Source organism: Streptomyces anulatus (assembly GCF_014650675.1).
GTDB classification, from domain to species: Bacteria; Actinomycetota; Actinomycetes; order Streptomycetales; family Streptomycetaceae; genus Streptomyces; species Streptomyces anulatus.
Genome location: NZ_BMVK01000020.1, coordinates 103,751 through 123,321 on the forward strand (window position 1 = coordinate 103,751; position 19,571 = coordinate 123,321).

13 protein-coding genes are annotated in these 19,571 nt (G+C 73.5%); 9 read left to right on the forward strand and 4 right to left on the reverse strand.

What is annotated here, in order from left to right:
• Nucleotides 1-136: 136 nt before the first annotated feature.
• Entirely contained in the window at nucleotides 137-2,578 is a 2,442-nt protein-coding gene (gene pcrA / locus IE272_RS33750) for a DNA helicase PcrA (protein ID WP_050356947.1), read from the forward strand.
• A gap of 94 nt (nucleotides 2,579-2,672) precedes the next feature.
• Here pcrA and IE272_RS33755 read toward each other — a convergent pair whose 3' ends face one another.
• Together IE272_RS33755 and IE272_RS33760 are read right to left on the reverse strand one after the other, a co-directional pair.
• A complete protein-coding gene (locus tag IE272_RS33755) occupies nucleotides 2,673-4,457 on the reverse strand; it encodes a M23 family metallopeptidase (RefSeq protein ID WP_190009462.1) in 1,785 nt (594 codons plus the stop codon).
• A 206-nt stretch (nucleotides 4,458-4,663) separates the two neighbouring features.
• The gene (locus tag IE272_RS33760) at nucleotides 4,664-5,602 is read right to left on the reverse strand and encodes a lipase family alpha/beta hydrolase (RefSeq protein ID WP_073957879.1); all 939 of its coding nucleotides are present in this window, start codon (nucleotides 5,600-5,602) and stop codon (nucleotides 4,664-4,666) included.
• Between the two features lie 352 nt (nucleotides 5,603-5,954).
• Between IE272_RS33760 and icmB the strand changes: the two genes are divergently transcribed.
• Complete coding sequence (gene icmB / locus IE272_RS33765) at nucleotides 5,955-6,368, forward strand: coenzyme B12-dependent isobutyryl CoA mutase small subunit (protein ID WP_032791663.1); 414 nt, start codon at nucleotides 5,955-5,957, stop codon at nucleotides 6,366-6,368.
• Nucleotides 6,369-6,450: 82 nt separating this feature from the next.
• On the opposite strand, the gene IE272_RS33770 is transcribed toward icmB, so the two are convergent.
• Together IE272_RS33770 and IE272_RS33775 are read right to left on the reverse strand one after the other, a co-directional pair.
• On the reverse strand, nucleotides 6,451-8,142 hold the full coding sequence (locus IE272_RS33770) for a DUF5691 domain-containing protein (RefSeq protein ID WP_190009464.1): 1,692 nt from the start codon (nucleotides 8,140-8,142) through the stop codon (nucleotides 6,451-6,453).
• A 203-nt stretch (nucleotides 8,143-8,345) separates the two neighbouring features.
• Nucleotides 8,346-9,749, reverse strand: a complete 1,404-nt coding sequence (locus IE272_RS33775) for an SWIM zinc finger family protein (RefSeq protein ID WP_190009466.1) — start codon at nucleotides 9,747-9,749, stop codon at nucleotides 8,346-8,348.
• A gap of 154 nt (nucleotides 9,750-9,903) precedes the next feature.
• Here IE272_RS33775 and IE272_RS33780 point away from each other — a divergent pair, with 154 nt between their 5' ends.
• From IE272_RS33780 to sucC, 7 genes are all read left to right on the forward strand, one after another.
• Entirely contained in the window at nucleotides 9,904-10,368 is a 465-nt protein-coding gene (locus IE272_RS33780; protein ID WP_190009468.1) for an MmpS family transport accessory protein, read from the forward strand.
• A 214-nt stretch (nucleotides 10,369-10,582) separates the two neighbouring features.
• Nucleotides 10,583-11,707 (forward strand): ATP-binding protein, encoded by a 1,125-nt coding sequence (locus IE272_RS33785; protein WP_050356953.1) that lies wholly within the window; start codon nucleotides 10,583-10,585, stop codon nucleotides 11,705-11,707.
• Nucleotides 11,704-14,289 carry a DUF5682 family protein gene (locus IE272_RS33790; RefSeq protein WP_229897909.1) on the forward strand — a complete coding sequence of 862 codons (2,586 nt, stop codon included), beginning with the start codon at nucleotides 11,704-11,706 and terminating at the stop codon, nucleotides 14,287-14,289. Before IE272_RS33785 ends, IE272_RS33790 begins: the two co-directional genes overlap by 4 nt.
• Nucleotides 14,286-15,605 carry a VWA domain-containing protein gene (locus tag IE272_RS33795; RefSeq protein ID WP_050356955.1) on the forward strand — a complete coding sequence of 440 codons (1,320 nt, stop codon included), beginning with the start codon at nucleotides 14,286-14,288 and terminating at the stop codon, nucleotides 15,603-15,605. The genes IE272_RS33790 and IE272_RS33795 overlap by 4 nt, the downstream gene beginning before the upstream one ends.
• Nucleotides 15,606-15,707: 102 nt before the next feature.
• Nucleotides 15,708-16,805 carry a hypothetical protein gene (locus IE272_RS33800; RefSeq protein ID WP_190009471.1) on the forward strand — a complete coding sequence of 366 codons (1,098 nt, stop codon included), beginning with the start codon at nucleotides 15,708-15,710 and terminating at the stop codon, nucleotides 16,803-16,805.
• Nucleotides 16,806-16,911: 106 nt separating this feature from the next.
• A complete protein-coding gene (locus IE272_RS33805) occupies nucleotides 16,912-17,946 on the forward strand; it encodes a hypothetical protein (RefSeq protein ID WP_190009473.1) in 1,035 nt (344 codons plus the stop codon).
• A gap of 443 nt (nucleotides 17,947-18,389) precedes the next feature.
• On the forward strand, nucleotides 18,390-19,571 hold the full coding sequence (gene sucC, locus IE272_RS33810) for an ADP-forming succinate--CoA ligase subunit beta (RefSeq protein ID WP_007450903.1): 1,182 nt from the start codon (nucleotides 18,390-18,392) through the stop codon (nucleotides 19,569-19,571).

A 19,571-nucleotide genomic window follows, 5' to 3' on the forward strand; every position in this document is an offset into this window, starting at 1 on the left:
CCGGGCACTCCTTCACGGAACGTCGACGTCCGGTCTCCGTGCGTACGGGTGAGGGGCGGGCGATTCCCCGGTGCGGGCGCCCGCTTCCGGCCTTCGGCGGAACGTTGTCAGTCCGGCCGCCTAGACTCGGGAGGCGATGAGCAGCCTCTTTGACGACAGTTTCCTGACCGGCCTCCAGCCCGCGGAGGACGGCCCCCCGCCGCCCCCCGAGGACCACGCGCCCGAAGCGGTGCCGGAGGGACTCTTCGAGGGCGTCTACGACGCGCCCCCGCCGCCCCGGGACGGGTACTACCGGGACGGTCACGCGCGCCCGGTGATCGACTCCGCCGCCCTGCTCGACGGGCTGAACACCGAGCAGCGCGCCGCCGTCGTGCACGCCGGGTCCCCGCTGCTCATCGTCGCCGGGGCCGGCTCCGGCAAGACCAGGGTCCTCACCCACCGCATCGCCCACCTGCTGGCCGAGCGCGGGACGCACCCCGGGCAGATCCTCGCGATCACCTTCACCAACAAGGCCGCGGGCGAGATGAAGGAGCGCGTCGAGCAGCTCGTCGGCCCCCGCGCCAACGCCATGTGGGTCATGACCTTCCACAGCGCGTGCGTCCGCATCCTGCGCCGCGAGTCGAAGAAGCTCGGCTTCACCTCGTCGTTCTCGATCTACGACGCCGCCGACTCCAAGCGCCTGATGGCCCTGGTCTGCCGCGACCTCGACCTGGACCCGAAGCAGTTCCCGCCGAAGTCCTTCACCGCCAAGGTCTCCAACCTCAAGAACGAGCTCATCGACGAGGAGACCTTCGCCGGGCAGGCCGCGGACGGTTTCGAGAAGACCCTCGCCCAGGCGTACGCGCTCTACCAGGCCCGCCTGCGCGAGGCCAACGCCCTGGACTTCGACGACATCATCATGACGACGGTCCACCTGCTCCAGGCCTTCCCCGACGTCGCCGAGCACTACCGCCGCCGCTTCCGCCACGTCCTCGTCGACGAGTACCAGGACACCAACCACGCCCAGTACACGCTGGTGCGGGAGCTGGTCGGCCCGGCCGGGGAGGCCGACGCGCCCGCCGAGCTGTGCGTGGTGGGCGACGCGGACCAGTCGATCTACGCCTTCCGGGGCGCGACCATCCGCAACATCCTCCAGTTCGAGGAGGACTACCCGAGCGCGACGACGATCCTGCTGGAGCAGAACTACCGCTCCACCCAGACGATCCTCTCCGCCGCCAACGCCGTCATCGAGCGCAACGAGAGCCGCCGCCCCAAGAACCTCTGGACCAACGCCGGCAGCGGCGCCCGCATCACCGGCTATGTCGCCGACACCGAGCACGACGAGGCGCAGTTCGTCGCCGACGAGATCGACCGGCTCACCGACGCGGGCGACGCCAAGGCGGGCGACGTCGCCGTCTTCTACCGGACCAACGCCCAGTCCCGTGTCTTCGAAGAGATCTTCATCCGCGTCGGCCTGCCCTACAAGGTCGTCGGCGGTGTGCGCTTCTACGAGCGCAAGGAGGTCCGGGACGTCCTGGCCTACCTCCGGGTCCTCGCCAACCCCGAGGACACCGTCCCGCTGCGCCGCATCCTCAACGTCCCCAAGCGCGGCATCGGCGACCGCGCCGAAGCCATGATCGACGCCCTGTCGATGCGCGAGAAGATCTCCTTCCCGCAGGCGCTGCGCCGCGTCGACGAGGCGTACGGCATGGCCGCCCGCTCGTCCAACGCCGTCAAGCGCTTCAACACGCTGATGGAGGAGCTGCGCACGATCGTCGAGTCCGGTGCCGGGCCCGCCGTCGTGCTGGAAGCGGTCCTGGAGCGCACGGGCTATCTCGCCGAGCTCCAGGCCTCCACCGATCCGCAGGACGAGACCCGCATCGAGAACCTCCAGGAACTCGCCGCCGTCGCCCTCGAATTCGAGCAGGAGCGCGGCGACGAGGAGGGCACGGGCACGCTCGCGGAGTTCCTGGAGAAGGTCGCCCTCGTGGCCGACTCCGACCAGATCCCCGACGAGGACGAGGACGGCTCCGGCGTCATCACGCTGATGACCCTGCACACGGCGAAGGGCCTGGAGTTCCCGGTCGTCTTCCTCACCGGCATGGAGGACGGCGTCTTCCCGCACATGCGGGCCCTCGGCCAGACCAAGGAGCTGGAGGAGGAGCGCCGCCTCGCGTACGTCGGCATCACCCGCGCCCGCGAACGGCTCTATCTGACCCGGGCCGCGATGCGCAGCGCCTGGGGCCAGCCCTCGTACAACCCGCCCTCGCGATTCCTGGAGGAGATCCCGGAGCAGCACCTGGACTGGCGGCGCAAGGGCCCGATGGCCGCCCCCGCCGGGCCCACCTCCGGCATCACGTCCTCACTGTCCTCCTCGCGCTCCCGCTCCGGCCCCTCGGGCTTCGCGACCCGGCGCGGCGGCGCGGAGAAGCCGACGGTCACCCTGGTGGCCGGGGACCGGGTCACGCACGACCAGTTCGGGCTCGGCACGGTGACGGCCGTCGAGGGCTTCGGCGACCAGGCCAAGGCGACGGTCGACTTCGGCGACGAACGCCCGAAGAAGCTCCTGCTGCGGTACGCGCCGGTCGAGAAGCTGTAGACGGGCGGGACCGGCGGAGCCGGACACACGAAAGCGGGAGAGAGGGCCGAGGCTCTCTCTCCCGCTTTCGTCTGTCCGTTTTTGTGATTCCGTCTCAGCTGGGGTCGACGCCCTTGCTGCGCAGCCACGCCAGCGGGTCGATCGCCGAGCCGCCGCCGGGCCGGACCTCGAAGTGCAGGTGCGGACCGGTGGAGTTGCCCGAATTCCCGGAGTACGCGATGACGTCTCCGGCCTTCACCGGGCCCGAGCGGATCTTGGTGCTGCTGAGGTGGCAGTACCAGGTCTCGGTGCCGTCGGCGGCGGTCACGATCGCCATGACCCCGTAGGCGCTGTTCAGCTGGGTGCGCACGGTGCCGTCGGTCGCGGCCATCACCGGAGTGCCGTACGAGACGGGGAAGTCGATGCCCGTGTGCACGGACATCCAGTTGACGCCCGCCTGACCGTAGTAGGCGCTGAGCCCATGCTGCTTGACCGGCAGGACGAACTTGGGTCGCAGCGCCTCACGGCGTGCGGCCTCCTCCTCGCGCTTCTTCTTCTCCGCCGCCTGCCGCTCCCGCAGGTCGATGCGCTCCTGGGTGCGGCTCGCACGCTCCCGGAAGTCGTCGCTGCCCTCGGAGAGCTGCTCCAGCTGGCTGTCCAGCCGGTTGTTCGCGGCGACCGGCTTGACCGTGCTGGGGTCGGCGACCGCCAGCGAGGTGGTCGTCTCCTCCGGCTTCTCCTCGCCGCCGGGCATCCCGCCGACCGAGGCGGCGGCGATGCCCGCGACGCTCATCACGCAGGCGGAGGGCACCGCGACGGTCAGCAGGGCGGAACGCTTGGCGGGGGTGCGCCGACGGGCCCGGTTGCGGGGAGCGGGGGGACGGACGGCGGTGCGGTTCACGGAGTGCGGGGCGGGGAAGTCGTCCCCGGCGTCCGGCTCCGGCGCGGCGTCCGGTGCGAGAGCGGCGAACTCGGCGGTGACGGACGGGCCGGCCGGTGACTCCTCGGCCGTGCCGTCCGGTTCGGCCGTCGCGTCGAGTGCCGTCGGGTCGGCCGGCTGCTGTTCGTACAGCGGGTGCGACGTCTGTTCGGGTTCGTACGCGGTGTCCCCGGGCGTGGCGCCGGAGTTCCACGCGGTCGCGTCGTAGGCGCCCGTGTCGTACGTCCCCGTGCCGTAGGCACCGGTTTCGTAAGCGCCGGTCTCATAGGCGCCGGTGTCGTACGAACCGGTGTCGTGCGAGCCGGAGCCATGGGTGCCCGTGTCGAACGTGCCCGTGGTGAAGGCGGTGGTGGCGTACGTCCCGGTGTCGGCGGCGACGGCCGCCGTGCCGTACGCGCCGGTCGGATACGACCCGGTCCCGTAGGCGTCGGCGTCTTGGATGCCGCCGGTTCCGTACGCGGTGCCGGCCGGGTACGCACCGGTGTCGTAGGCGCCCGTCCCGTACGTCCCGGTGCCGTACGCCTCCGTGGCGTACGCGGTGTCCGTGCCGTACGGGGCGGCGGGGAAGCCGTTGGTGGGGAACGCGCCGGTGTCGGCGGTCGCCCACTGGCCGGTCAGGTCCTGGTCGGTGACCTGCTGCCAGGCCCCGGAGGTGTCCCACTGCTGCGGGGCCTGCTCCTGGGCGGCGTAACCGTCGTAGGCGGGAGTCTGCTGTGCGCCGGTGCCGGTGTCCCATGCGGAGGAGTCGTACTGGCCGCTGTGGTCCGGCTGTCCGGTCGCGTACGGGGCGTCGTAGCCGGCGCCGTAGGTGGTGTCGCCGTATCCGGCGGCGGGGTGACCCGCGTCGTAGCCGGTGTCGTGGCCGCCCGGAAGGGAGCCGAAGAGCGGGTCGGTGTCGAAGCCGCCGGTCGATCGGTCGTCGTACCCGACATGCCCGGCGTGGGGGTGCTGGTCGTTCACCAACGTCTCTCTCGCCTCGGCAGCAGGACTGTTCTGGGGTCCCGGTCAGGGAGGTCCCAGGGGGAAGCAGTGGCCGCGACTGTACCCGGCGGTATGTGAGGACGACAATCTTCGACAGGTTTTGCGTTCGCAGGAAACGGGCAATCGGCCGCCTTTCGGTGGACGGCAGGCGCAGGCTTGGCCCTACGTTCGAGTGATGTTCTATTTCAGGCCGCGGACGTTGCCCCGGTGGAGGAACCGGTGGCGGTGGCGGTGTCCTCTCCGGCCTCCGGCGCATCGAGGGCCTCAAGGATCGCGGCGGCCACTGTCGGATGCACGGGCAGCGCGAGGTGTCCGATGCCGGTGACGCGTACGTTCACCGCGTCGAGATCGGGATGGTCGACGCACGCGGTCTCGACGGGGACCATCACCTGGTCCAACTCGCTCCAGAAGCTCACGAACCGGGTCCGGCAGCCGGGGGCGGGGGTGCGCAGCTCCTCGATCACGGAGGAACCGCCGCGCATCTGACGCACGATGGGGTGAATGCCCGCCCCGGGGGCGACGGCGGTGCCCCCGTGCGGGGTTCCGAGCGTCACCAGGGTGCGCACCCGTCGGTCACCGCCGAGTCGCTGTACGTAGTACCGGGCGATCAGGCCGCCGAGGCTGTGCCCGACGATGTCGACCCGGCTGTGCCCGGTGCGTGCGCAGATTTCCTCCACATGGAGCCCGAGCAGGTCGGCGGCGGCGCGGATGTCGCGTGTCAGCGGCGAGTAGTTGAGCGATTCCAGGTGGCGATGGCCGTGCCGGGTCAGCGCGCGCCGCAGGACGACGAACGCGGAACGGTTGTCGATGAAGCCGTGCAGCAGGACGACGGGTGGCGCGTCGTCGGCGGCGAGCGGCAGGGCGGTGGCCGCGTGGGGGGCCGCCTCGCCCCCGGCGGTGGTCGCACGGGGAGCGGTCTCGCCCCCGTCCGGGCCGTGGGCGCCGGTGCGCGCCGGTCGGGTCGGCCGGCGCGGCGGGCGGCGTTCCGGGGTGAGACCGAAGGGATAGGCGATCAGGTGCCCGACGAGGACGGCCAGCTCCAGTGCGGTGGCGCCGAGCAGTGCGGACGACATCCGGGGGCCCGGCAGGCGGGGCAGCGGGGGGAGGGGAGGGAGGAGCTTCACGGCCGACCTCCTGTACTGGCGTACGGGGGAGGCGGCTCCCGTCCCCGTATGCCCTCATGGGGTGTCGGCACGAGGGTCGCGGGGCCGGTGGCGGCCGGGCGGCGACGCCGCCCGTACCACCGTGCCGTGCGGCTGGCGGCGCGGTGGTACGGCGACCTCGTAGCGGCTCCCCTTGCGCCGGACCCCGCGCGGCCGGAACACCGCGGTTACGGGGGACGACGCCTGGCGAACATGTCCCACGTGTGATTTCCCCCTCCCCGCCTGCCGCGAAACAGCGCCTTGCGGGATGCTGTGGATAACGTTCGTTCACATCCCCGGCCCTTCAGGCGCGGGAGACCAGGTGGAGGCAGTGATGGGTGTGACCGGTCCGATCCGTGTGGTGGTGGCCAAGCCGGGACTCGACGGCCACGACCGCGGGGCCAAAGTCATCGCGCGGGCGTTGCGCGACGCCGGCATGGAGGTGATCTACACGGGGCTCCACCAGACGCCCGAGCAGATCGTCGACACGGCGATCCAGGAGGACGCCGACGCCATCGGCCTCTCGATCCTCTCCGGGGCGCACAACACGCTGTTCGCCAAGGTGATCGAGCTGCTGAAGGACCGGGAGGCGGAGGACATCAAGGTGTTCGGCGGCGGGATCATCCCGGAGGACGACATCGCGCCGCTGAAGAAGCTGGGCGTCGCCGAGCTCTTCACGCCGGGGGCGACGACGACCGAGATCGTCACCTGGGTCAACGCCAACGTCCGCCAGGCCGCCCAGGCCTGAACGCCGCCCCCGGGGCGGGCCCGCTGCGTACGGGGCCCGCGCGGGCGGCGGACGTTCCGTCGCCGCCCACGCCGTCGCGGCGTCAGGACATCAGCTCCGCTTCCATCGCGGCGCGCAGCCGCAGGGTGGAGACCAGGCGCTGGAAGGCCTCCGACCAGTAGCCGCCCGCCCCAGGCGACGCCCCCTCCTGCTCGTCCTGCGCCGCCGTCAGGACCTCCAGCCGGTCGGCCTCGGCCGGATCCAGACAGCGTTCCGCGAGGCCCATCACTCCGCTGAAGCTCCACGGATAACTCCCGCCGTCCCGCGCGATGTCGAGAGCGTCGACCACCGCACGCCCGAGCGGCCCGGCCCAGGGGACCGTGCACACCCCGAGCAGCTGGAACGCCTCCGAGAGGCCGTGTGCGGCGATGAACTCGGCCACCCAGGAAGCGCGTTCGGCCTGGTCCAGGATCGCGAGGAGCTTCGAGCGCTCGGCGATCGAGGCCGTCCCGGGGCCGCTCGCCGGGGGTGCGGAAGGACGCCCGAGCAGGGCCCGTGCCCACTGCGGATTCCGCTGCCGCACGGCGGCCCGGCACCAGGCGGCGTGCAGCTCGCCCGCCCAGTCGTCGGCGACGGGCAGGGTCACGACCTCCTCGGCGGTACGTCCCCCGAACCGCTCCTCCCAGACGCCGAGCGGGGTGGCCTCCACCAACTGCCCCAGCCACCACGACCGTTCGCCCCGGCCGGTCGGCGGGACCGCGGCGACGCCGTCACGCTGCATTCCCGCGTCGCACTCGTGCGGCGCCTCCACGGCGATGGAGGTGCTGTCGCCCGTACGGTCCGGGTTCACGCAGGATGTCGCGCGGGCCGCCATCCGTCCGGCGAGCGCCGACTCGGGCAGGGCGGACAGCAGTTCGGCGGCGGTGGCGCGGACGTTGCGGCTGCGGTCGGACAGGGCCTGTTCCAGGAACGGCTCGTCGTCGCCCCCGAGCCCGGACCGCAGGGAGTCCAGGAACATCAGCCGGTCCTCGGCCCGTTCGGCCGACCAGGTCGTGGCGAGCAGGACGAGCGCGGCGGCCGGATCCTGCGCCCGTACGGCGTCGAGCAGCGCGACGCGCTCCGCGAACAGCCCCTCCTCCCACAGCCGGCCCACCGCTTCCGGGTCCGAGATGTCCGGGTGGAGCGCGCCGCTCGCCGCGCCCCGCAGGGCGAACTTCCAGTCGGGATTCAGCCCGGCCAGCCACAGGCCGCGCGGCCCGGCGAAGGCGAGCGCCTGCGGGCGCAGGTCCGTACGGGCACGGGCGGCGTCCAGCAGCGGCGGCAACAGGGCCGCCGGGGCGCGGAAGCCCTTCCGGTTGGCGGTGGCCAGCCACTGAGGTATCAGCTCGGTGAGGTCGGGGGCGGCCCCGCGCCGCCCACCGCCCGACGGCGCGGCACGGTCGGCCAGCAGGTGGGCGAGCCGGTGCCGGGCGGCCTCGGGAAGCGCCGGGCGCGGATCCGGTGCGGCGGGCTCGGGCCGGGCCTCCGGCACGGCGGGCAGCAGCCCGGCCCGCTGCCGCACGGTGTGCAGCGCGGCGGCGTCCAGCAGGACCGCGGCGGCATCGGCCGGTACGGGGCCGCCGCGTGGCGTCGGGGGGCGGCGGTCGGTACCCAGGAGCGCCGAGGTGACCAGCTCCTCCCAGGAGAGGGAGCCGAGGGAAGCGGAGGACGCGGCGGAGACGGCCGTGGCGGCCGTATCGGCCGTACCGGTAGCGGTATCGGCGGCGGTGGTGGTGGGACTGGTCGTGCGAGGCATCTTTCCCCTCCAGCGGCAGGAATGCGCGGATGTCGGACTGGGGCGGCGGACTGGTGGCGGGGGATGGCCTGGTCGCGGTGCGTCGGGCAGGTGTGGGTCGTGGTCGGGGTGTGCCGGGCGGGTCGGCCCGGTCGGGGGTGCTCCGATCGGCGTGCACCGAGCGGGGGTGGAGGGTGCGCTTGGCGGGTCGGCGGTCGCGCGGGTCAGACCAGTTGGACGACCGAGCCGGCCGTGGTGCGCCCGCCCTCCTCCGTCTCGCCCGGCTCCCAGGCCGCGAACGGGTCGAAGCCCCGGTGGCCGATCTCGCCGAACACGGTGACCGGGCCGCCGCCGGACAGGGCGACGAGCTTCCACAGACCCGGCCGGGACAGCGCGGCCGGGGTGATCGGCAGCGCGGAGTCGGCGTGCGCGTCCGCCACCTGCCAGCCGTCCTTGGCTGGTACGGGTATGACGTCGCGCAGGGTGACCGGCCAGGCGTCCAGCCAGGGGTCCTCCCGCAGGGCGTCCCCGTAGACCGCCGGCGCGGCGGCTGCGGCGATCCCCGGCGGGGGCCCGGCCGGGGTCATGGCTCCGAACTGCTCGCCCAGCTCCGCGCGGAGCTGCCCGCCGCCCGGATACGGCGTCAGCTCGGCGTCGATCGTCGTGCCCACCGGCAGCGCCTGCGCCGGGGACCGGCCCGCCGCGCCGAACGAGAGCAGCAGAGCCGTACGGCCCGACTCCCGCCCGTACAGCCAGATCCGCCGGGCGACGATCTTGCCGTCCGGGGTGTCGTACTGTGCGAGGACCAGCCAGTGGTCACGGACCGGGGCGCCCTCGGCGGACATGGGCAGTCCCACTCTCGTACGCACGGTCGCGGCCAGCGGGTCCGGCAGCCGCTCCCGGCCGAGCCAGGCCGTGTCCAGCAGATGCAGCAGGCCGCACTCCTCCAGCAGACGGACCGGCCAGCCCGGACCGGACCCCGTGATGGCGCCCAGCTCCCTCACCCGGGCCGCGAGCCCCGGGGCCTGGGCGTCGACCATGCGGGCCGCGGTCTCCTCCCACAGGCCGTACCCCGAGCGGTCGGTCGCGGCGAGTCCGCCGCGCAGCAGGTCGGCCAGGCGCTGTTCCAGCTCCTGGGCCCCGCCCGTGACGCGCTCGGCACGGCGCTCCGCCCGCTTCCTGGCGGCGGCGTCGGCGGGGCCCCGCGCGGCGTCGCCGCCCGGGGCGGGCCCGCCCTTCTCCGCCGCGCGTCCGCGCCGTCCCTCGATCCACGCCGCGGCCCAGTCGGCCGGCTCGCCCGGCCGGAACGCGGCGTCGTCGGAGGCCCGGAGCAGCAACAGCCCCAGCGCGTGCTTGCACGGGAACTTCCGGCTCGGGCAACTGCAGGAGTAGGCCGGGCCGGTGGTGTCGACCACCGTCCGGTACGGCGTGCTCCCGCTCCCTTTGCACAGGCCCCACACCGCGCCCGCTCCATCGCGGCCCGTGTCCGTCCACGGGCCGGCCGCGCCGAGCCGCGTACCGGCCTTGCGTGATGCGTCGTCAGGGGCCAGTGCCAGCACCTGTTCCACCGACCAGCGCGCCACCGGTCCACCGGTGGGCGAGGGTTCTCCCCCGTGAGATAGCAGCATGTCCCCGACGGTAGGGGGCACCACTGACAGTCCCCTCCGACCTGCGAAGCAGCCGTCCCGAGCGGGATTTGACTTTGCCATTTCCTTGCGTTTCCCTGCGATCTCCGCGTACGGAACTGATCCGTGCCCGGTCCGATCCAGGGGGGATCCCGGAATGAACCGCACCATCCGCACCGCACGCACCGCCAGAACCAACCGCCCCGTGCGCGCCGCTGCCCACGCCCTCGCCATCGCCGGTCTCGTGCTCGGGCTCGGCGCCTGCTCGGCCGAGTCGGTGGACGAGGCGATCGCCAAGGGGGTCGACACCACCGTGGACGAGAAGTATGAGGTCACGTACGAGGTCACCGGCAAGAGCGTCGACGAGATCACGTACCACGGAGGCGCCGGGGAGGCCATGGAGCCCGAGCTGGAGACCGTCAAGTCGCCGACCCTGCCGTGGAAGAAGACCGTCGAGCTGCGCGGCATCATGCCGCCCGCCGTCATGCCGATTGCCGTGGACGCGGGCGGCGCCGACGTCACCTGCACCATCACCTACAAGGGCAAGGTCATCAAGGAGGCGAAGGGGGAGGGCATGCTCACGGCGGGCGGCTGCGTCGCGGTGTCGCCGATCGTGGGCTGACCGGCTGACCGGCTGACCGGCTGACCGGCTGACCGGCTGACCGGCTGACCGGCCGACCGGCCGACCGGCCGACCGGGGGCCTGGGGCCGGGAGGGGGTGGCTGAGCCGGTCCCGCGCGTTCACGGACGGGCCCTGACCTGCGGTCAGGGCCCGTTGTCAGTGGCATGGTGCACGGTGGGAACCACATCAGGTCGACCGATCTGGAGGGGGATCCATGACCGTGTCCGAAACCACCGCGGCCGTCGGGCCGGAGGCGGGCGCCGAGGTGCTGCGCCCGCACGCCGAGGACGCGTTCGCCGACGAGCTGAAGGCGCTCGAAGCCGCCGACGACCGCCCGAGGCCCGCCCGTTGGCGGCTGTCGCCCTGGGCCGTCGCCACCTATCTGCAGGGCGGGACCCTGCCGGACGGGACGGTGATCACGCCGAAGTACGTGGGCCCGCGTCGTCTGGTCGAGGTGGCCGTGACCACGCTCGCCACCGACCGTGCGCTGCTTCTGCTCGGCGTTCCCGGTACGGCCAAGACCTGGGTGTCCGAGCATCTCGCCGCCGCCGTCAGCGGTGACTCGACGCTGCTCGTGCAGGGCACGGCCGGGACGCCCGAGGAAGCCGTCCGCTACGGGTGGAACTACGCCCAGCTGCTCGCCCACGGCCCCAGCCGCGACGCCCTGGTCCCCAGTCCGCTGATGCGGGCGATGTCCGAGGGCATGACCGCCCGGGTCGAGGAGCTGACCCGCATCCCGGCCGACGTGCAGGACTCGCTCATCACGATCCTGTCCGAGAAGACGCTTCCCGTTCCCGAACTGGGACAGGAGGTCCAGGCCGTCCGAGGGTTCAATCTCATCGCCACGGCCAACGACCGGGACCGGGGCGTCAACGAGCTGTCCAGCGCGCTCCGACGCCGGTTCAACACCGTCGTGCTGCCCCTGCCCGCCACCCCGGACGCCGAGGTCGACATCGTGTCCCGGCGGGTCGACCAGATCGGCCGGTCGCTCGACCTGCCCGCGGCGCCGGAGGGCCTGACCGAGATCCGGCGCGTGGTGACGGTCTTCCGCGAGCTGCGCGACGGGGTGACCACCGACGGGCGCACCAAGCTCAAGTCCCCCTCCGGCACGCTCTCCACCGCGGAGGCGATCTCCGTCGTCACGAACGGCCTCGCGCTCGCCGCCCACTTCGGCGACGGCGTCCTGCGCCCCGGCGACGTCGCGGCCGGCATCCTCGGCGCGGTCGTCCGGGACCCGGCGGCGGACCGGGTGGTCTGGCAGGAGTATCTGGAGACCGTGGTGCGCGAGCGGGACGGCTGGAAGGACTTCTACCGCGCCTGCCGCGAGGTATCCGCATGACGAGCCCCGCCGGGACGGCAACGGGGGCCGGGACGGCATCGACGGCCGGGACTGCGGCCACGACCGGAGGGGCTGCGACGACCGGAGAGGCCGCGAGGACCGGAACAGCAGGACCGGGGCGCCGAGCGGCCTCCGGGCCCTGGCTCCTGGGGGTGCGGCACCACGGCCCCGGGTCGGCCCGCGCGGTCCTCGCCGCGCTCGCGGCGGCCCGCCCGGCCGCCGTCCTCATCGAGGGGCCGCCCGAGGGCGACGCGCTGCTGCCCCTCGCCGCCGACCCGCGGATGCGTCCCCCGGTCGCGCTGCTCGCGCACGCCGTGGACGATCCGGGGCGGGCCTCCTTCTGGCCCATGGCCGCGTTCTCGCCCGAGTGGGTGGCCATCCGCTGGGCTCTCGACCACGACGTCCCGGTCCGCTTCATCGACCTGCCCGCCGCCCACTCCCTCGCGCTCAAGGAACCTGCGCCGGGCGCGGGGAGCGAGGAGACGGCGGGGGCGCGGGCCGGGGAAGAGATCACGCCGGTCGTCGACCCGATCCGGGTGCTCGCCGAGACCGCCGGATACGACGATCCCGAACGCTGGTGGGAGGACGTCGTCGAGCACCGTTCACCGGGCGGCCCCGTCGAAACCGGCCGGGGCGCCGCTGCCGGCCGCAACACCGGGACCGGCCGCAACACCGGTGCCGGCCAAGGCTCCGACGCCGGCGGTCCGCCCGGAGCCGCACCGGACGCGGGCGGAGCGGGTGGCGGGAGCGACGCGGGCGACGCGCTCGCGCCGTTCGTCGCGCTGGCGGAGGCCATGGGGGCTCTCCGCGAGGCGTACGGCGACGGGGGACAGCCCCGGGACGCGGTGCGCGAGGCGTACATGCGGATCCAACTGCGTACCGCACGAAAGGAGTTCGGGAACGACGTCGCCGTGGTCTGCGGCGCCTGGCATGTCCCCGCCCTCGCCGCGCGGACCACCCTCGCCGCCGACCGCGCCCTGCTCAAGGGGCTCCCGAAGGTCAGGACCGACCTGACCTGGGTGCCCTGGACCCACCGCCGGCTCGCCCGGCACAGCGGATACGGGGCGGGCATCGACTCGCCGGGCTGGTACGGGCATCTCTTCGACGTCGCCGACCGGCCGATCGAGCGGTGGATGACCAAGGTCGCCGGACTGCTGCGCGAGGAGGACAGGTTCGTCTCCACCGCCCATGTCATCGAGGCCGTCCGGCTCGCCGAGACCCTCGCCGCCCTCCGGGGCCGCCCGCTGGCCGGTCTGGGCGAGACGACCGATGCGGTGCGGGCCGTCATGTGCGAGGGGTCCGACGTCCCGCTCGCCCTCGTCCGGGACCGGCTGATCGTCGGCGAGACCCTCGGCGAGGTGCCGGACACCGCCCCGGCCGTCCCGCTGCAACGGGACCTGACCCGCAGCCAGCGCACCCTCCGGCTCAAACCGGAGGCCTCGGAACGCGAGCTGGACCTCGACCTGCGCAAGGAGACCGACGCCGCCCGCAGCCGCCTCCTGCACCGGCTGCGCCTCCTCGACGTCGGCTGGGGCGACCCGGTCGCGGGCCGGGGCAGCACCGGCACCTTCCGGGAGAGCTGGCGGCTGAGCTGGGAACCGGAACTGCACGTCCGGGTCGCGGAGGCCGGTGTGTGGGGCACCACCGTCGTCACCGCCGCCACCGCGAAGGCCGAGTCGGGGGCCGTGGCGGCGACCGCCCTGGCCGACGTCACCGCACTCGCCGAGCACTGCCTCCTGGCCGGACTGCCCGACGCGCTGCCCGTCGTGATGAAGGCCCTCGCCGACCGGGCCGCACTCGACGCGGACGTCGGCCATCTCGCGGACGCACTGCCCGCCCTGGCCCGCTCCCTGCGGTACGGGAACGTGCGCTCCACGGACACGGCGGCGCTCGCGGAGGTCGCCGCCGGACTCGCCGAGCGGATCTGCGTCGGCCTGCCGCCCGCCTGCACCGGCCTCGACGCCGACGGGGCCGAGGCGCTGCGCCGTCAGGTGGAGGCCGTGCACGGCGCGATCGGGCTCCTGCTCGCCGGAACGGCCCCCGCCGAAGGGCTGCGGGAACGCTGGGACGCCGTCCTGCACAAGCTGGCGGCCCGCGACACGGTCGCCGGGATCATCCGCGGCCGGGCCACCCGGCTCCTCCTGGACGAGGGGCGGCTGGCGGAGGACGAGGCGGCCCGGCTGATGGGCCTGGCGCTCTCGCCCGGCACCCCGCCGGCCGACGCCGCCGCCTGGATCGAGGGGTTCGTCGGCGGAGCGTCGGGCGGCGGCATGCTGCTGGTCCACGACGAGCGGCTGCTCGGCCTCGTCGACGCCTGGCTGACCGCTGTCCCCGCCGAGATGTTCACCGATGTGCTGCCGCTCCTGCGCCGTACGTTCTCCGCGTACGAACCGGGCGTACGGCGCACTCTGGGCGAGCTGGTCCGGCGCGGGCCCGTCCCCGAGGGGGCCCGCCGGGACGACGTCGGCCGGGTGCCCGGGGGCTTCGGGCCCGGTCTCGACCGGGCCAGGGCCGACGCGGTGGAGCCGGTGCTGCGCCTGCTGATCGGCCGCCGCTCCGAGCCGGAGGGGGCAGCCGGATGACGACGACCACGACGACGGACCCGGGCGCGACGGACCCGACGGGGGAGACGATGGAACGGACAACGGCACAGGCCCCGGGGACCGCCCGGCCGGCCGCCCCGCAGGCGCCCGACGCCGAACGGCTGCGGCGCTGGCGGATGGTGCTCGGCGCGGACAGCGCCGACAGCACCGGATGCACCCTCACGGGCCAGGACGCGGCGATGGACGGTGCGTTGAACGCGCTGTACGGCGGGGGCGCCGGGAAGAAGCCCGGTGGCGGCCGGGGCGCCGGTGGCCGTTCGGCGGGTCTCGGCGCGTCGGCGCCCTCCGTCGCCCGCTGGCTCGGCGACATCCGGACGTACTTCCCCAGCTCCGTGGTCCAGGTCATGCAGCGCGACGCGATCGACCGGCTCGGCCTGGCGGCCCTGCTCCTCGAACCGGAGATGCTGGAGGCGGTCGAGGCGGACGTCCATCTCGTCGGCACCCTGCTCTCCCTCAACAAGGCGATGCCCGAGACGACGAAGGAGACCGCACGCGCCGTCGTCCGCAAGGTCGTCGAGGACCTGGAGAAGCGTCTGGAGAGCCGCACCAGGGCCACACTGACCGGCGCCCTGGACCGTTCGGCGCGCATCAGCCGGCCGCGCCACCGGGACATCGACTGGAACCGCACCATCCGGGCCAACCTCAAGAACTACCTTCCCGTCCCGGGACCGGCCGGTGCGGGAGGAGCGGGAGGCACCGAGGGGAGGGGCACGATCGTTCCCGAGCGCCTCATCGGCTACGGGCGCGCCTCCCGGTCCGCCAAGAAGGACGTCGTCCTGTGCATCGACCAGTCGGGCTCGATGGCCGCGTCGGTCGTCTACGCCTCGGTCTTCGGGGCGGTGCTCGCCTCCATGCGCACCCTCTCGACCCGGCTCGTCGTCTTCGACACGGCGGTCGCCGACCTCACGGACCAGCTCGACGACCCGGTCGACGTCCTCTTCGGCACCCAGCTCGGCGGCGGCACCGACATCAACCGGGCGCTCGCCTACTGCCAGTCCAAGATCACCCGCCCCGCGGACACCGTCGTCGTCCTCATCAGCGACCTCTACGAGGGCGGCATACGTGACGAGATGCTCAAGCGGGTCGCCGCGATGAAGGCCTCCGGCGTGCAGTTCGTGACGCTGCTCGCGCTCTCCGACGAGGGGGCGCCCGCGTACGACCACGAGCACGCGGCGGCGCTCGGGGCGTTGGGCGCACCCGCGTTCGCCTGTACGCCGGATCTCTTCCCGGACGTCATGGCGGCGGCGATCGAGAAGAGGCCACTGCCCATACCGGACAAGGAGCCCCAACAGTAACCAGGGACTTGCGTGACCCCCACGGGCTTGTGCAAGCATCGACCCGTCGTTAGCGGAGGGGCGCATTCCGCCGCCTGCGTGTACCAGGGAGGAGCCACCGAGGTGACCGCAACCGCCGCTGCCCGCGCAGCCGTCGACCCGCGCCCGGCGCGGGGTACGGCGGGGCGTCGCGCGGCACAGGTGGTGCTGTTCCTCGGTGGGCTGCTGGCCCTGGGCCTCCTCGCGGGTGGCCGTGCGGAAGCGCAGGAGCGTCCCGGACCGGGCCTGCTCACCGCCTCCGTGGCGGACGCCGCGCCGGAGAGAGCGACCTCCGGGGCCGTCGCCCGCACGGCAGTTGAGCCTTCGGCCCGGCGGATGGCCGATCCGATCGTCAGGCCACCCGCCCGGCCGGTGGCCGAGCCAGTGTTCGAGCAGGTCGACCGGGCCGCACGGCAGCAGTCCACACGGCAACAGACCGGACACCAGCAGGCCGGACACCAACAGACCGGACACCAGCAGGCCGCACAACAACAGGCCGCCCAACAACGGTCCGCGCAGCCGCGGACCGTACCGAGGGCCCCTGCACAGAAGGCCCCTGCGGAAGCTGTTGTGGAGTCCGCTGCTGAACTCGCCGCTGAACCCGCGGCCCCCGCCGACGCTCTTGCCCGCGACGCCGTGCTCGTGGGCGCGGGAGCCACCGTGGACCGGGTCGCCGGAGAGGTGCGGCCGCTGGTGCCGTCCCTGCCGGTGCTTCCCCCGCTCTTCTCCGTGCTCCCCGTGCTCCCCGCGCCCGGCGGTGAACCGGACGCACCCGGCGCTCCGTCACCTTCCGTGCCGGACACCGGCCGTGGGCCCGGGGGAGGCGCGGCGGCGCCGGGCGACGCCGGGGCGGACGCCTCGGCCGAGCGCGCGGCCGACCGCGACCGGGGCAGCGCGGACCCGGGCTCCGCCCCGGCCCTGCCGGGCGCATCCGGAGCGCCGGACGCCGGGCACGCACAGGGCTCCGAGCCCGCGCCGGCGCCGGGCCGTGCTCCGTTCGGCCCTTACGGCGACCTCGGGCGTACGGCGGTGGCCGATGTCCAGGGGCCGCGCGGCGGCGACCTGCACGCGGTCCGGACCCCGGGCGGTCCGTACACCGCGCTCGTCCGGGGAGCGGGCCTCCCGGCGACCGCCGCCCCGATATCCGACAGATCCGGCGAGATCCTCGAATTCCCCGGCTAGGGCAGGCCGTTCCCCCGCCTCGACCTGCCGCGCGGGGGCGGAACAGGTCTGCCCGCGTCCGGAGCTCTCCGGACTGCCGAACATCTTCGAAGGATCTGACACACCCATGCACAAGAACATGCGCCGATCCATAGCCGTAGCCGCCACCGCCACCGGAATGTGGGCGCTCGGCACCGCCGCGGCGAGCGCGGACGAGCTGCCCGTGTCCGTACCGCTCTCCACCCCGGACCTGGCGGCCGAGGCCCCCGACACGACGGAGACAGCCAAGGCCGTCGAGGCCGTCACCGACACCAAGGTCCTCAAGGAGGCCAAGAGCGTCGACGGCATCGACGGCATCGACGGCATCGACGGCATCGAGGGCGTCAAGGACACGCTGACGGAGGCCGGCGGCAAGGCCGTCGACGCGGCCGACGTACGGGACCGCCTTCCGTCGGACCGCCTCCCGGGAGAGGTGCGCACGGCGCAGACTCCGGAGGTTCCGGACCTCGGCGACGTACAGCAGGCGCCCGGAGCCGTGGAGCTTCCCGCTGCGCCGGCCGACGGGATCGACTACCTCTTCGGGCCGATCGAGCAGATCCCCGGCTACGCGCAGAACCAGGCGCCGGCCGCCGTCCAGGGGGTGGCGGCCGAGGCCGGGCCCGTGGTCGGGCAGGCGTCCGACTCCGTGCTGCCGCCGCTCGCCGCGGGCGCGGTCGGCGTGGCGGTCCCGGTGGTCGGCCAGGCGGTCGGCGACGTCGGCACGCTCGCCCGGGGAGCCGTCGACGAGGTCACGCCGTTCGCCCGGGGAGTCGTCGGCGACGCCGCCGCACCCTTCGTGCAGGGCGTCACGACCGAGGTGCAGCCGCTGGCGTCCGGCGTCACGGGCGCGGCCGTGCCGTTCGCCGGGGGCGTCGCGTCCGAGGCGGGGCCGTTCGCGGAGGGGCTGACCGGCGACGCGGTCGCACCGTTCGCGCAGGGGGTCACCACCCGGGTGCAGCCGCTGGCCGAGGGCGTCGGGGCGCAGGCCCGGCCGTTCGCGGGCGGTCTGGTGGACACGGTCCGCGAGGACGCCCGTCCCGTCGTCGGCCACGCGGGCACCGGTGTCCAGGACGTCACCTCGGTCGCCCCGTCCTTCGCGACGGACGCGGTGCGCGCGCTCTGAGTGGGGCGACGCGCCCGCGCACCGAGAGGGGCGACGTGCCCGCGCCCTGAGACGGACGGGGTGCCCGCGCCCTGAAGCGGACGGGGTGCCCGCGCCCTGAAACGGAGGTGCTGGCCGCGCGCCGATGAGCAGCGCGGTTCACCGCATCGGAGTACCCGGCCCAAGGGGACCCGGGCCGGGTACTCCGGGTCCGAACAGCCTCTTCCGGCTCCCGGCGAGCCCCGCCCGGGAGCCGGAGGGGCCACCCTCTGTGACCGTTATCACCGCTCAGGTGTGATCTGCGATTTAGGGTCACACGGAGCGCGGGGATAACCTGCCGGATGGACATGCCGCGTACTCGGACACCGTGTACGCCTCCCTAGTGACAGCGCAGTCACGTTGCCCTTCGCGGCACGCCCACGCAGAAGAACGAACCGCGATACCACTAAAAGGGACGGACGCGCGTGGACCTGTTCGAGTACCAGGCGAGGGACCTCTTCGCCAAGCACGGTGTACCGGTGCTGGCCGGTGAAGTCATCGACACGCCTGAGGCAGCCCGCGAGGCGACCGAGAAGCTGGGCGGCAAGTCTGTCGTCAAGGCGCAGGTGAAGGTCGGCGGCCGCGGCAAGGCCGGCGGCGTCAAGCTGGCGGCCGACCCCGACGAGGCGGTCGCCCGGGCGACCGACATCCTCGGCATGGACATCAAGGGCCACACGGTCCACAAGGTGATGATTGCCGAGCTGTCCCCGGAGATCGAGGCGGAGTACTACGTCTCGTACCTCCTCGACCGCACCAACCGCACCTTCCTGGCCATGGCCTCGGTGCAGGGCGGCATGGACATCGAGGAGGTCGCGGAGAAGACCCCCGAGGCCCTCGCGAAGGTCCCGGTCAACGCTGTCGACGGGGTCGACATCGTCAAGGCCCGCGAGATCGTGGCCCAGGCGAAGTTCCCGGCCGACGTGGCCGAGGGTGTCGCCGAGGCCCTGGTGACCCTGTGGGACACCTTCGTCGCCGAGGACGCGCTCCTCGTCGAGGTCAACCCGCTGGTGAAGACCAAGGACGGCCGGATCCTGGCCCTGGACGGCAAGGTGTCTCTCGACGAGAACGCCGACTTCCGTCAGCCGGGTCACGAGGCGCTCGAGGACAAGGCCGCAGCCAACCCGCTCGAGGCTGCCGCCAAGGCCAAGAACCTCAACTACGTCAAGCTCGACGGCGAGGTCGGCATCATCGGTAACGGTGCCGGGCTGGTCATGTCGACCCTGGACGTCGTCGCGTACGCCGGTGAGAACCACGGCAACGTGAAGCCCGCCAACTTCCTCGACATCGGTGGCGGCGCCTCCGCAGAGGTCATGGCGAACGGCCTGGAGATCATCCTCGGCGACCCGGACGTCAAGTCCGTGTTCGTCAACGTCTTCGGTGGCATCACCGCCTGTGACGAGGTCGCCAACGGCATCGTGCAGGCGCTCGCGCTGCTCGAGTCCAAGGGCGAGAAGGTCGAGAAGCCGCTGGTCGTGCGTCTCGACGGCAACAACGCGGAGCTGGGTCGCAAGATCCTTTCCGACGCCAACCACCCGCTCGTGCAGCGCGTGGACACCATGGACGGCGCGGCCGACAAGGCCGCCGAGCTCGCCGCGGCTGCGAAGTAA

What these genes read in the sequence shown, in the direction of transcription:
- pcrA (WP_050356947.1), top strand. Translation starts at nt 137, where the DNA reads ATGAGCAGCCTCTTTGACGACAGTTTCCTGACCGGCCTCCAGCCCGCG.
- icmB (WP_032791663.1), top strand. Translation starts at nt 5,955, where the DNA reads ATGGGTGTGACCGGTCCGATCCGTGTGGTGGTGGCCAAGCCGGGACTC.
- IE272_RS33770 (WP_190009464.1), bottom strand. Translation starts at nt 8,142, where the DNA reads ATGCCTCGCACGACCAGTCCCACCACCACCGCCGCCGATACCGCTACC.
- IE272_RS33775 (WP_190009466.1), bottom strand. Translation starts at nt 9,749, where the DNA reads ATGCTGCTATCTCACGGGGGAGAACCCTCGCCCACCGGTGGACCGGTG.
- IE272_RS33780 (WP_190009468.1), top strand. Translation starts at nt 9,904, where the DNA reads ATGAACCGCACCATCCGCACCGCACGCACCGCCAGAACCAACCGCCCC.
- IE272_RS33785 (WP_050356953.1), top strand. Translation starts at nt 10,583, where the DNA reads ATGACCGTGTCCGAAACCACCGCGGCCGTCGGGCCGGAGGCGGGCGCC.
- IE272_RS33790 (WP_229897909.1), top strand. Translation starts at nt 11,704, where the DNA reads ATGACGAGCCCCGCCGGGACGGCAACGGGGGCCGGGACGGCATCGACG.
- IE272_RS33795 (WP_050356955.1), top strand. Translation starts at nt 14,286, where the DNA reads ATGACGACGACCACGACGACGGACCCGGGCGCGACGGACCCGACGGGG.
- IE272_RS33805 (WP_190009473.1), top strand. Translation starts at nt 16,912, where the DNA reads ATGCACAAGAACATGCGCCGATCCATAGCCGTAGCCGCCACCGCCACC.